Raw genomic sequence first — 13511 nt, 5'->3', positions numbered from 1 at the left:
CATCAGCAGTTGGAAAACCACTTGGTCTTTTGACTGAGGATGTTACAACGATGGCCCCAACAGTGACCTTCCCTCGAGATCAAGAATCGAATCACCCTTTATGAGCACTCGCCAAGGCGCATTACGCCTGACTTTGAACTACCTGGTGGCAGCCGGCCTGTGGATCATCTTCAGCGATATGCTGCTGGCATCGCTCGGCCTGACCGTCCGACAGACGGAGCAGATCCAGGTATGGAAGGGGTTGGTCTTCGTCCTGCTGACCAGCGCCATGCTGTATTTGACGATACGCCGTCACCTGGAACGGCAGGCACGCATCGGCACGGCCCTGCACGCCAGCGAAGAACGTCTCAGCCTGGCCCTGTCGGCAACCGAGGATGGTCTTTGGGACTGGAACCTGCGTCGCCAGACCGTTTACTACTCGACGGGTTATCACGCGCTGCTGGGCATGCAAGATGGCGAACTGAGCAATGATCGCGAACAGTGGGAACAGCTGCTGCACCCCGAGGATCGACCACATTACCAGCGCGTCCTCAGCGAATTCGTGCAGGCGACCAGCGACTCTTCTTACGAGAACACCTATCGCCTGCGCCATCGCGACGGCAGCTATCGCTGGGTGTTGTCACGTGGCCGTCTGCAAGTGGACGCGCAGGGCCGCCCGGAACGCTTCATCGGCACGGTAAGGGACATTACCCAGCGCCGCGCCGATGCCGACAGCCTGCGCCAGGCCGCTGCTGTGTTCGAAGCGACCCAGGAAGGCGTGCTGGTCACGGATGTGCGACAGAACATCGTGCATATCAACCCAGCGTTCAGCCGGATCACCGGCTACAGCGAAGCGGAAATCCTCGGCAAGCATCCAACGCTGCTGAAGTCCGGCCGTCACGACGCAGCCTTCTACCAGCACCTCTGGCATACCCTGCAAACCCTGGGCACCTGGAGCGGCGAGGTCTGGAACCGCCGCAAGGACGGTGAAATCTACCCGCAGTGGCAGTGCATCCGTGCCATCCACGACGACAACGGGCTGCTTAGCCACTATGTCGCGGTGTTCTCCGATATCAGCGTGCTCAAGCATTCCCAACATGAGCTGGATTACCTCGCCCACCACGACCCGCTAAGCAACCTGCCCAACCGCCTGCTGTTCACCGAGCGCGTCGAACACGCTCTGGAACGGGCGCAGAGCGAAGCACATCGCGGCGCGGTACTGGTGGTCGACCTGGATCACTTCAAGCACATCAATGAAAGCCTCGGCCATAACGTCGGCGACCTGCTGCTCAAGGCCACCGGCGAGCGTCTCGCCAAACAGCTCGACAAAGGTGCAACGCTGGCCCGCCTGGGCGGCGACGAGTTCGGCCTGCTCAGTGAAGATTGCCCCCAGGCTGAACAGGCCGCCTGCCTGGCTCAACAACTGGTCGATTGCCTCAACGAGCCCTTCATGCTCGACGGCCAGGAGTTGTTCATCTCCGCCAGCGTCGGCATCTGCCTGTACCCGGACGACGCACAGACCGTCGAAGAGGTGCTGCGCAATGTGGACTCGGCCCTGTTCAAGGCGAAGAGCAGCGGCCGTGAGGGTTTTGCCTTCTATGGCCAGGAGCAGACCGAATACGCGCGCCAGCGTGTAGAGCTGGTCGCCGGCATGCGTCATGCGCTCGAAAACGACGAACTGCGCGTGCACTACCAGCCACTGTGCTGCCTCGTCGATGGGCGGATGATCGGGGTCGAAGCGCTGGTGCGCTGGCAACATCCGCAGCGTGGCCTGGTACCGCCTGGCGAGTTCATTCCGATTGCCGAGGACAGCGGCATGATCAACGCCATCGACGCCTGGGTGCTGGAGCATGCTTGCCGGCAGATGGTTGCCTGGCGGGCGTCGGGTAGCAAACTGCAGTTCGTGGCGGTGAACATTTCCAGCCGCCTGTTCAACCGTGGCGAGCTCGACCAGCGGGTCGCTCAGGTGCTGGCCGATACCGGACTGCCGGCAGACTGTCTGGAACTGGAAGTGACCGAGAGCGCGGTGATGGATGACCCGGATCAGGCCCAGGCGCTGCTCGAACGCCTGCGCAGCCTGGGCGTACGCCTGGCCATCGATGACTTCGGTACCGGTTATAGCTCCCTGGCACGCCTCAAGCGCTTGCCGGTGCACAAGCTGAAACTCGATCAGAGCTTCGTCACCGGCCTGCCCCACGACAAGGACGACCTGGCGATCACCCGTGCTGTCATCGCCCTCGCCCACAGCATGGAAATGAAGGTACTCGCCGAAGGCGTGGAACGTGCCGAACAGCAGGACTATCTGCACCGACTCGGCTGCGATTACGCACAGGGTTACTTCATCGGCCGGCCCGTACCAGCCGATGCGCTGAACCTGGAGTAGCGGCGGATCACTCAGCGAGCCCTATCGACAGAGATAGCGCTCGCTCGGCGCGTGCAGCCCCCAGGATGTATGACGCAGAGCCGAAGAATCAGAACAACGCCTTGCGCGCCTCGCTGCCAAGCACGTCTTCGGGGCGCTGGGAAATGGCCTCGGCGACCTGATAAGCCCGCTGCACCGCAGGGCGGTTGCCCATACGCGCCAGCCAGGCGGCCATGCTGGGGAAGTCTTCGAGACGCTGACGCTGCAGCTCCCAGCCTTTTGCCCAGGGGTAGATGGCCATATCGGCAATCGAGTAATCGCCGGCCACGTACTCGCGACCTTCCAGCCGACGGTCCAGCACCCCGTACAGGCGCGCGGTTTCCTTCACGTAGCGGTCGATGGCGTACGGGATCTGCTCGGGAGCGAAACGCACGAAATGATGATTCTGCCCGGCCATTGGCCCGAGGCCGCCCATCTGCCAGTGCAGCCACTGCTGAACCTCGACACGCAGACGCGGCTGCAGTGGCAGGAAACGCCCGATCTTGTCGGCCAGGTACTCGAGGATCGCGCCGGACTCGAACACTGAGATCGGTTCGCCGCCATCGCTGGGATTGTGGTCGACGATGGCCGGAATCCGGTTGTTCGGCGCGATTTTCAGGAAGGCTGGTTCGAATTGCTGGCCGGTACCGATATTCACCGGATGCACGTTGTAGTCCAGCCCGCTCTCTTCGAGAAAGATGCTGATCTTGTGGCCGTTGGGGGTCGTCCAGTAATGGAGGTCGATCATGGGGCACTCCTGTCGATCGGGCGCAGCCGCCTTACGGCTGTCGGTAGGTATCTTGGAGCGGAGCCGTCAGCGCAGAGTTCAGGCCCGGTGACCCGCCCTGCGCGCGAGGCGTCCAGCATGCTGTCGCCACGCCGATGGCGCAACGGCACTTTTCAGCACATCAGGTATACCGCCTCTCGCTCTGTGGGCCGCAAGCGAGGCACAATCGAAACGCCGTATGCCGATGGCAGCGGTTCAGTCACTCCACACGCGAAGGTTGCCGATCCGGATGTCGTCCCCCTCACTGCGCCACTCACTGCGTCGTCTCTGGGCACTGGACAAGTTCAGCTACAGCCTGCGGGTGTTCATCGCCCTCGGCGGCAGCCTGGCGCTGTGCTGGTACCAGGGCTGGATGCACAGCCTGATCCCGCTGTTCCTCGGCGTGATCGCCAGCGCCCTGGCGGAAACCGACGACAGCTGGCAGGGCCGGCTCACCGCCCTGCTGGTGACCCTGGGCTGCTTCAGCGCCGCGGCCTACACGGTGGAATTCCTGTTCCCCTACCCGTGGCTGTTCGTCAGCGCCCTGGCCTTGTCGACCTTCGCCCTGACCATGCTCGGCGCCCTCGGGGAGCGCTTCGCCACCCTTGGCTCGGCGACGCTGATCCTGGCGGTGTACAGCATGATCGGCGTGGAGCAGCGTGGCGGTATCGCCGGCCTGTGGCTGGAGCCCTTGCTGCTTGTCGCGGGGGCTGCCTGGTACGGCGTGCTGTCGGTACTGTGGAACGCGCTGTTCGCCCATCAACCGGTGCAGCACAGCCTGGCGCGCCTGTTCCGCGAACTGGGCCTGTATCTCAAGCTCAAGGCGGCACTGTTCGAACCACTGCGCCAGTTGGATGTGGAAGCGCGTCGCCTGGCCCTGGCCAAGCAGAACGGTCGAGTGGTGGCGGCGCTCAACGCGACCAAGGAAATCATCCTGCACCGGGTCGGCAACGGTCGCCCAGGCCCGAAAGTCAGCCGCTACCTGAAGCTGTACTTTCTCGCTCAGGACATCCACGAGCGCGCCAGCTCCTCGCACTACCCCTACAACGCCCTGGCCGAGGCGTTCTTCCACAGCGACGTGATGTTCCGCTGCCAGCGTCTCCTGCGCCTGCATGGCAAGGCCTGCCATGCGCTGGCCCAGGCCATCGAGCTGCGCCAGCCGTTCGAGTATGGCGAGCAGCACGGCCAGGCCCTGGCCGATCTGCAGGCGTCGCTGGAGCATCTGCGTATCCAGAGCAATCCGGCGTGGCGCCACCTGCTGCGCTCGCTCGGCGCCCTGGCCGGCAACCTCGGCACCCTCGACCGCCTGCTGGGCAGCACCAGCAATCCGGATGCCCTGGCCGAGGAGCAGGACAGCTCCCTGCTCGACCGCGAGCCGCAATCGCTGCGTGACGTCTGGGAACGTATCCGCCTGCAGCTGACACCCACGTCCCTGCTGTTTCGTCACGCCCTGCGCCTGTCCATCGCCCTGGCCGCGGGCTACGGCGTGCTGCACTGGATTCACCCGACCCAGGGCTACTGGATTCTGCTGACGACTCTGTTCGTCTGTCAGCCGAATTATGGTGCCACGCGGATGAAGCTGGTGCAGCGCATCATCGGCACCGTACTCGGCCTGCTGCTCGGCTGGGCATTGATCGAGCTGTTCCCCAACGCCCTGGTGCAGGCGTTCTTCGCCGTCGCGGCCGGCGTGGTGTTCTTCGCCACACGCTCCAGTCGCTACACCGTGGCAACGGCAGCGATCACCCTGCTGGTGCTGTTCTGCTTCAACCAGGTGGGCGACGGCTATGGGCTGATCCTGCCGCGCCTGTTCGATACCCTGCTCGGCAGCCTGATCGCCGGCCTGGCGGTGTTTCTGATCCTGCCGGACTGGCAGGGCCGACGCCTGAATCGGGTGCTCGCCAATACCCTGAGCTGCAACAGCACCTACCTGCGCCAGATCATCCGCCAGTACGCCGAAGGCAAGCGCGACGACCTCGCCTATCGCCTGGCCCGGCGTAACGCGCACAACGCCGACGCGGCGCTGTCGACCACCCTGGGCAACATGCTCATGGAGCCGGGCCACTTCCGCAAGGAGGCGGACATCGGCTTCCGTTTCCTGGTGCTGTCCCACACCCTGCTCAGCTACCTGTCGGGCCTGGGTGCGCACCGGGGTGAGGTGCTGCTGGCCGACGAACAGAGCGACCTGCCAGCCAGTGCCCGGCGTCTGGCCGACAGCCTCGACGAAATCGCTCACAGTCTGGCCGAAAAGCGTCCGGTGGCCATTCAGAGCGACAGCGAGGAACAGCTCGCCAGTGCCCTGGAACAAATCCCGGAAGAGCTGGATGACGCACAACGCCTGGTACAGACGCAACTGGCGCTGATCTGCCGACAACTCGGCCCGTTGCGTACCCTGGCCGCCCACCTGCTCAAGCAGAAGCGCGGCGAGCAGGCCTGAAGGACTGCCGCTGCGCTGCACTAGGTGACGCTGAGCGGCAGCTGAACATCGCCGAAATCGCTGGAAAACTGGCGGTATATTTCCGACAACGCGTTCATTTCGTTAACCACTTCAAACTCGTGGTTTGTTAATGGCGGCTCGATCACAAAAGCCTGCCAAAGCCGCCCTCATACCGCTCTGATGGTTCAGCCCTTGCTTCGCTCCCCCCGAACAATAATCAGATTGATAGGGTGAGAGGCGATGAGCGACAGCACGAAACAGGTAACCTCGGGTGCCCACCTGAAATGGGCATTCAGCCTGGCCCTGGGACTCGGCTGTTGCAGCGCCGCCAGTTGGGCCGCACCATTGCCACCGCAGCATCTGATGCCTGCCGTCCAGAATGAATTCGCACGCCTGTATGACCTCCCCGACCACCTTCTGCGCCTGCAGCTGGAGCCGACTCTGGAGATCTTTCCAGAGTACCGTGAAGCGTTGATGCGCTACCTCGGGCAGGACGCCTCGGAGCAGCGCAGGCGTATGCTCGCCGACCTGTCCAGGGCGACGGATAGCGAAATCGCCGCCTGGTTCAAGAGCACCGAGGGGAAGATAGCGACCGGCATGGTGGTCACCGCCGCACTCGCTAACGCCATCAGCAATCGATCCGACGGTAGCTCCGCAAGGAAAAGCGCTGTCGATACCATACCGGCCCCCGAGCCAGACCCGGCACCAACGCCACAGCCGGAGCCAGAGCCAGAGCCACAACCCGAACCGCAACCAGAACCAGAGCCCGTACCAGAACCAGAACCGCAGCCACAACCGGGGAACTTCCGCACCGAGGAGTTCAACAAAGGCCGCCACCTGGGTGCGGTAGGCACTGAATATGCCTACGCCAAAGGCGCCACGGGCAAAGGTGTCGTCATCGCGATCAACGACACGGGCATGGATATCAACGATGTGGATCTGCGCGAGCAGATCGCGCCCGGCGGCGAACAGATCCGCGATGACGGCCCGCAGATGCGCGATACCGCCTCTCACGGAACGGCGGTGGGCAAGGCCGCCGCGGCCCAGAAGAACGGCATCGGTACCCATGGAGTGGCACATGGCGCGAAGCTTTTACCCATTATCGCGCTGGACAGCGGCACCGGCCTGGGCCTCGGCGAGGCGGATCGAGTCGAGCGCGAAATCGCCTATAACGCCAAGGTTTCCAACAACAGTTGGAGCAGCGGCTGGAGCAGCGAGTACGTGCAGAGCTACATTGGCCCGGCCTATCAGCGTGGTGTCGATGCCGGCATCATCTACGTATTCGCCGCCGGTAATGCCGGTGCCGCACAACCCAGCCAGCAGGCCCTGCTGCCTCTCGAAGTGCCAGGGCTCAAAGGGCAGTGGCTGGCAGTCGTCGGCGTCGACACGGGTAGCAGCACAGGCACGATCGCCGGCAGTTCCAACCGCTGTGGTGCGGCCAAGGAATGGTGCATCGCCGCGCCCTGGCAGATCCCTGTATCGAACGCCGACGGCAGCGTCGGCGAGGTGGCTGGCACATCCATTGCCGCACCTCAGGTCAGTGGCGGCCTGGCGATCCTGCTGGAGCTGTTCCCAACCCTGTCTCCTGCGCAAGTCGTGCAACGACTGCTGACATCGGCTAACAAACAGGGCGACTACGCCAATCAGGATATTTACGGCCAGGGCGTGATGGATCTTCGTGCTGCCAGCGAGCCCATCGGCATGCTGATGATCGAAAGGAACAGCGGCGAGATCATGGCGCTCAGCCAATCCGCGATTGCCGAAAGCTCAGCGATGGGTAATGCCATTCGCTCATCGCTGGCCAAGGTTGATCTGGTACTCAAGGACAGCCTCGACACCCCCTTCCTGCTCAAGGGCGATCTGCTGTCGAGCAAGCAGGCCGATGAATACACACGCATAGACTCTGGCAAATACCTGGCACGCCTGGAGCAGGAAAGCAGAATGCAGCGCTTCGCCACCGATGGAGGCCTGACCCTGAACTACAGCACCGGCGGCGAAGGCTCCGGGCTCGAAGCCATGGGCGAGGTCCAGGCCTGGCAGTCGCTCACCTCGCAAACGGCCTTCAGCGCCACATTCAACAGCGATCCCTCGTGGAACCAGGGGCTGGCCCGACTGCAACCGAACCTGGCCAGCGCCAGCATCACCGAGGCACTGGGCAATCCCTACCTGAGCCTGGGCGAACAGGCCAGCGGCGCCGGCCTGCACCAGCAGCTTGGGCAGAACTGGCAAACCGGAGTACAGCTTCAGACAGCTCGCGCAGCGGAGCACTTCACCGACAAGCCAGCCACAGAGAGGCAGCAAAGCATCCAGACCGAGCTGGCCTACGCAGCGGACAATGGCATCGTCGCCAGCTGGCAGGTGGGCGTACTCAACGAGGAACAGCGGCTGCTCGGCTCACAGAGCGAAACCCTGCTCGGCCGCGGCAGTGCCCGCACCCTGTTCAACGGCTTCAACCTGAGCGTGCCGCTGAGCGAACGGTGGCAAGTCTATGGCCGTTACAACGGCGGCCAGAGTCATCTCAAGGGCAGCGGTTGGGCCGATGGCAGCAAGCTGAGCAGCAACAGCTTCACCCTTGGTCTGAACGGCCAGCCAGCCGACGGCCTGCAAATAGGTGCGCTGGCCTACCAGCCACTGCGCGTCAAAGGCGGCACACTGTCGACTCAACTGCCGACCGGGCTCAACGCCGACAACAGCGTGGCCTGGAACGCCGTCGACCTGAGCCTCAAGCCGGACGGCCGCCACATGGAATACGAAACCTACTTCCGCTACGAGCTCCCGGCCTGGGCGCTCACCTTCAAAGGTAGCCTGCTGCGCGTCGAGGACTATGCCAACCAGGCAGGGAACGACGACACCTTGCTGCTGCTCAACGCCCGACTGCAGTACTAGAGGTCGCCGAGTACCGACAGCGGCACGCCAGGGATGGCGTTCTCAAGTGGCAAGTGCTGCACGATTCTCCGACCGGCCTGTACAATCGCTCCGGCCTAACCGCCTTCTGCCTGCACGCCCGCGTGAAATCGCCAGCGATGCCCATCAACGCATTCCGAGCCCTTGCATGGACAAACAGCCCATCGTGCAGCAGGTCATCGAGCGACTCGATGCCGACCTGCTGGCCGCCGAGCAGGCAGCGCGGGTCGCTCACGAAACGGCGACCCATGAAGAGAACATCGCCGAAAACAAGTACGACACCCTGGGCCTGGAAGCGGCTTACCTGGCTGCCGGACAGGCTCTCCGGGTGGAGGAAATCGGGCTGAGTCTGCGGGCATGGCGGCAGTTGCAACTGCGCCCCTACGACGAAGCGCTGGGCATCCGTCTTAGCGCTCTGGTGCTGCTGGCCGATGACAACGGCCAGCAGCAATGGCTGTTCCTCGGCCCGGATGGGGCGGCTATCAAGGTACGCGTGCAACAGCGGGAAATTCTCGTGCTCAGCCCCAACGCACCGCTTGGCCAGCGCTTGCTGGGTCGCCATCCGGGTGACGAAATCGAGCTACAGATCGGCGGCCGGCTGCAACATCACGAAATCATCGAGGCGTACTGAATAACGCCAAGGCGTCAGGCTGGCGTGCCAGACTGCAGATCGCGCCAGGTCAGGTACAGACGCAGATCGAACTCCAGCTGCCCATAGTCCGGCAGCATGTATTCGCAGAGTTTGTAGAACGCCTTGTTGTGGTCGCTCTCCTTCAGGTGTGCCAGCTCGTGCACCACGATCATCTGCAGGAACTGCGGCGCGGCCTCGCGGAACAGCGAGGCGACGCGAATTTCCTTCTTGGCCTTGAGCTTGCCGCCCTGCACCCGCGAGATCGTCGTGTGCAGGCCGAGCGCGCGATGCGTCAGGTCGAGGCGATTGTCGAACAGCACCTTGTCGATGGCCGGCGCGTTTTTCAGGTGCTCCTGCTTGAGCGCCATGACATAGGCGTACAGCGCCTTGTCGCTCTGGATGGCGTGACGCCCCTGGTATCGCTGCGCCAGATAGTCGCCCAGCCGCTCTCCGGCGATCATCTGGCGCACCTGATCCTGCAGCGAGGCGGGATAACCCTGGAGATACTTCAATGGCGTCATGACGGTTTACGGTAGTGGAGGCTGGCGGCGGATTATGCCGTAACCTACAGCGGCACCACACGCAGCAGCCGCCCTTCGGCGCTGTCGGTAAGCAGGTACAGCGCGCCGTCAGGCCCGTTGTACACACCGCGGATGCGCTCTTCGAGCTCCTGGAACAGGATGTCTTCGCCGGCCAGCCGGCCTTTCGCCAGGCGCACGCGGCGCACGCTCTTTTCGGCCAGAGTCGAGACGAAAAGATCGCCCTTCCACTGCGGGAAACGGTCACCGGTGTATAGCGCCAGCCCCGAAGGTGCCACCGATGGCGTCCAGTGCAGTTGCGGCGACAGATAACCAGGCAGCTCGGTGAATGGTGTGACCATCGCCCCGGTGTAATCGACGCCGAAGGAGGTCAGCGGCCAGCCGTAATTGCCGCCGGCCTGGATCAGATTCAGCTCATCGCCGCCCTTTGGGCCGTGCTCGTGGCTGTAGAGGCGCTTGCGCTTGCCGTCGTAGACGATGCCCTGAACGTTGCGATGGCCGAGGCTGTAAATCTCCTCGGCAGCACCCGCCTGGCCGCGAAGCGGATTGTCTTCTGGAATACTGCCGTCACGGTTCAGACGCACCGTCTTGCCCAGGTGGTTGGCTGGATTCTGCGCCTGCTCGCGCCAATCGAAGCCATCTCCAAGGGTCAGCACCAGGGTATCGTCGGGCAGAAAGGCGATCCGTCCACCGTAGTGTGACGCCCCCGCCTTGGCCGGCTGGGCGGTGAACAGCACCTCGAGGTCGCGCAACTCTCCATCGACCAATCGGGCCCGAGCCAGCCGCGTATTGTTGGCGTCGATGCTGCCATGGGCATAGCTCAGGTAGATCCAGGGATCGCTGGCGAACTCCGGATCCAGCGCCACTTCCATCAAGCCAGCCTGGGTGGCGACGAAGGGCGCGGGCAAACCGCCAACCGGATCTGCCTGCAGTTTGCCCTGGGCATCGATCAGCCGCAGTCGACCCACGCGCTCGGTGACCAACATGCGACCATCGGGCAGGAAGGCCAGCGACCAGGGGTGCTCCAGGCCGCTGGTAACGGTTTCGATACGGTAATCGGCATGGGCCAAGGCACCTACGCAAAGACCGAGCGCCAGCAAGACAGCTTTCAACGTCACACCTTTGGTTCGAAGAGAGATCATTAACGGCCGGCACCGCTGAAGCGTGCGAAGGCCAAACTGCCAAGGCTGCCGCAGACCATCAGCGCCAGCGTACCGGCCAAGGTGCGGTTGGCACCGATCAGCGTCGGCATGGGCGCTATGGCGTTGGCCACGCTTAGCGCCAACCAGACTGCCAAGGCGCCGGCGAGCAGAAAAACCAACCAGCGCAGGGTGCCCAAGACAGACGCGAGCCAAGCGGCCAATGGCAGCGCGACAATGAATGCAGCGATAACCAGCGCAGCGAACGTGGGACTGAAGCCGAAAAGATCATGCAGCGTTGCCTGTATCCGCACACCCGGGGAAATACTGGCGCCAAGCTGTTGCAGAGCCGCGAGATTGAACTGGGTTTGAACGATGCTGCCGAGCAGCGTGGCCACGAGGACGGCCAGGCAGAACGGCCGCCAGAGGCGGGAATTTGGGGGCATGAGCGCCGACATCCTGAAACACGTGGCGGCAGTATGGCGTAGAGCACGCACCAAGGCGGCGCAGGTGTTTTACATGGTTTTACGCCGCCCCGCCGCAGAACGGATAATGCTGGTTCGGCTGAGATTGTCAGGGGCGATTACAGGAGACAACGGCTGTTCGAATCACCAACCGCCTGCGCCCAAGCATGCGGGCTGAAGCCCACTCTACGAGTGCGCTTTTTGTAGCCTGCAAGGGTGGACGACGCTTCACCTACCCGGCCCGCCCCGTCCACCGCTCTGCAACCGCGATGGTGGATGAAAAGAGCGTCATCCACCCTACGTCCGCTTGAACCTTGTAGCGGCCTGGCGGTCATCCCCTGCTTTGGAACATGTCTCCCCCAAAGGGCTTATCCAATCACGACCTCGCCTTGACGCTTTCGGCAATCCCCCGGTCGTTTTTGCACCCGGTCGATAAGGCGCCGAGGCATATGCTCCCCACAAAGCGCCAGCAACGAATCTGGTGCCACCAATCAAGGGGAGCAGCCTGATGAGCCCAGCCGAATTGCACGCCGACAGCATCGTCATCGACGGTCTGATCATCGCCAAGTGGAACCGCGAACTGTTCGAGGACATGCGCAAGGGCGGCCTGACCATGGCCAACTGCACGGTGTCGGTCTGGGAGGATTTTCAGGAGACCATCGACGCCATCGCCTCGAGCCAGAAACTGATCCGCGAGAACAGCGACCTGGTAATGCAGGTACGCAGCACCGCCGATATCCGCCGCGCCAAGGAGCTGGGCAAGACCGGCATCCTCTTCGGTTTCCAGAATGCCCATGCGTTCGAGGATCAGATCGGCTACGTGGAGATCTTCAAGCAGCTCGGCGTGGGCATCGTGCAGATGTGCTACAACACCCAGAACCTCGTCGGTACCGGCTGCTACGAGCGTGACGGCGGCCTGTCCGGTTTCGGTCGCGAGATCGTCGCCGAGATGAACCGCGTCGGCGTGATGTGCGACCTGTCCCACGTCGGCAGCAAGACCAGCGAGGAAGTCATCCTCGAATCGAAGAAACCCGTCACCTATTCGCACTGCCTGCCTTCCGGGCTGAAGGAACACCCGCGCAACAAATCCGACGCCGAATTGAAGTTCATCGCCGACCATGGCGGCTTCGTCGGCGTGACCATGTTCGCGCCCTTCCTGGCCAAAGGCATCGACTCGACCATCGACGACTACGCCGAGGCCATCGAGTACGTGATGAATATCGTTGGTGAAGACGCCATCGGCATCGGCACCGACTTCACCCAGGGCCACGGCCAGGACTTCTTCGAATACCTGACCCACGACAAGGGCTACGCCCGGCGTCTGACCAACTTCGGCAAGATCGTCAACCCGCTGGGTATCCGCACCGTGGGCGAGTTCCCCAACCTCACCGAAACCCTCATCAAGCGCGGCATGAGCGAGCGCACCGTGCGCAAGGTCATGGGCGAAAACTGGGTGAGGGTGCTGGCCGACGTCTGGGGCGAATAGGCCGGACGCGACGCCCGATCCACCCTACAAACGACTTGATTATGGAGTTATCCACATGGCCACCCACGCCCCCGAAATGCCCATCCAGGTCGATGACGAAACTGGCGTCTGGACGACCGACGCTCTGCCGATGCTCTACGTGCCGCGGCATTTCTTCGTCAACAACCACATGGGTATCGAGGAAGTGCTCGGCGCCGACACGTACGCCGAAATTCTCTACAAGGCCGGCTACAAATCCGCCTGGCACTGGTGCGAGAAGGAAGCCGAGTGCCATGGCATCGAAGGCGCCGCGGTGTTCGAGCACTACATGAAACGCCTTTCGCAGCGCGGCTGGGGGCTGTTCGAAGTGGAGAAGCTCGACCTCGACGCCGGTACCGCCGAAGTGCGCCTCAAGCATTCGGCCTTCGTGTATGTGTACGGCAAGGTCGGCCGCAAGGTGGACTACATGTTCACCGGCTGGTTCTCCGGCGCCCTCGACCAGATCCTGGCAGCCAAGGGCAGCGCCATCCGTACGGTCACCGTGCAGGAATACGGCGGTTCCGAAGAAGGCCACGACGATGGCCTGTTCGTCACCCGCCCGCTCTGACCTATTCAAATCAGGAGCGCCACTCGATAAAGGCGCTCCAGACCCGCGTTAACCGTGAACGCAAAACATAGCGTGTACAGGCACCTCTAAAAACGTAGGCGAGGCAGTCAGCGCAAGGCAAAAACAGGCGAAAAAGCGCAGTTTACGAGTTGTAAATGAGCATTTTGATTGGACTCGCACAC

At 62.9% G+C, this 13511-nt stretch carries 10 protein-coding genes; 6 read left to right on the top strand and 4 right to left on the bottom strand.

Translation table 11 applies throughout. From position 1 onward, the window contains the following. Nucleotides 1–100 precede the first annotated feature (100 nt). Nucleotides 101–2362 carry a putative bifunctional diguanylate cyclase/phosphodiesterase gene (locus DNK10_RS24135; RefSeq protein ID WP_131193308.1) on the top strand — a complete coding sequence of 754 codons (2262 nt, stop codon included), beginning with the start codon at nucleotides 101–103 and terminating at the stop codon, nucleotides 2360–2362. Nucleotides 2363–2450: 88 nt separating this feature from the next. Here DNK10_RS24135 and DNK10_RS24130 read toward each other — a convergent pair whose 3' ends face one another. After that, nucleotides 2451–3128, bottom strand: coding sequence for a glutathione S-transferase N-terminal domain-containing protein (locus DNK10_RS24130; RefSeq protein ID WP_131193307.1), 678 nt, complete (start codon nucleotides 3126–3128; stop codon nucleotides 2451–2453). 268 nt (nucleotides 3129–3396) lie between these two features. Between DNK10_RS24130 and yccS the strand changes: the two genes are divergently transcribed. The 3 genes from yccS to DNK10_RS24110 all read left to right on the top strand — a co-directional run bounded on the left by yccS (nucleotide 3397) and on the right by DNK10_RS24110 (nucleotide 9115). Continuing rightward, the gene (yccS, locus tag DNK10_RS24125; protein ID WP_131193306.1) at nucleotides 3397–5580 is read left to right on the top strand and encodes a YccS family putative transporter; all 2184 of its coding nucleotides are present in this window, start codon (nucleotides 3397–3399) and stop codon (nucleotides 5578–5580) included. A 240-nt stretch (nucleotides 5581–5820) separates the two neighbouring features. Further along, nucleotides 5821–8466, top strand: coding sequence for a S8 family peptidase (locus tag DNK10_RS24115; protein WP_165496030.1), 2646 nt, complete (start codon nucleotides 5821–5823; stop codon nucleotides 8464–8466). A gap of 166 nt (nucleotides 8467–8632) precedes the next feature. After that, nucleotides 8633–9115 (top strand): GreA/GreB family elongation factor, encoded by a 483-nt coding sequence (locus DNK10_RS24110; protein WP_131193304.1) that lies wholly within the window; start codon nucleotides 8633–8635, stop codon nucleotides 9113–9115. A 14-nt stretch (nucleotides 9116–9129) separates the two neighbouring features. Here DNK10_RS24110 and DNK10_RS24105 read toward each other — a convergent pair whose 3' ends face one another. From DNK10_RS24105 to DNK10_RS24095, 3 genes are read right to left on the bottom strand one after another with little or no spacing between them, the layout of a single operon-like run. Continuing rightward, nucleotides 9130–9636: a M48 metallopeptidase family protein gene (locus DNK10_RS24105; protein WP_131193303.1), complete on the bottom strand. Its 507-nt coding sequence runs from the start codon at nucleotides 9634–9636 to the stop codon at nucleotides 9130–9132. A gap of 44 nt (nucleotides 9637–9680) precedes the next feature. Beyond that, nucleotides 9681–10766, bottom strand: coding sequence for a PQQ-dependent sugar dehydrogenase (locus DNK10_RS24100; RefSeq protein ID WP_244216316.1), 1086 nt, complete (start codon nucleotides 10764–10766; stop codon nucleotides 9681–9683). Between the two features lie 29 nt (nucleotides 10767–10795). Continuing rightward, on the bottom strand, nucleotides 10796–11251 hold the full coding sequence (locus DNK10_RS24095) for a hypothetical protein (RefSeq protein ID WP_244216315.1): 456 nt from the start codon (nucleotides 11249–11251) through the stop codon (nucleotides 10796–10798). A gap of 514 nt (nucleotides 11252–11765) precedes the next feature. Here DNK10_RS24095 and DNK10_RS24090 point away from each other — a divergent pair. Then, nucleotides 11766–12743 (top strand): dipeptidase, encoded by a 978-nt coding sequence (locus DNK10_RS24090; protein WP_131178296.1) that lies wholly within the window; start codon nucleotides 11766–11768, stop codon nucleotides 12741–12743. 55 nt (nucleotides 12744–12798) lie between these two features. After that, nucleotides 12799–13329: a DUF5943 domain-containing protein gene (locus DNK10_RS24085; RefSeq protein ID WP_131193301.1), complete on the top strand. Its 531-nt coding sequence runs from the start codon at nucleotides 12799–12801 to the stop codon at nucleotides 13327–13329. Nucleotides 13330–13511 lie beyond the last annotated feature (182 nt).

Origin of the sequence: Phytopseudomonas daroniae, assembly GCF_004327275.1 — a bacterium.
In the GTDB taxonomy this organism is placed as follows: Bacteria; Pseudomonadota; Gammaproteobacteria; order Pseudomonadales; family Pseudomonadaceae; genus Aquipseudomonas; species Aquipseudomonas daroniae.
This window is presented reverse-complemented; position numbering and strand designations above follow the sequence as displayed.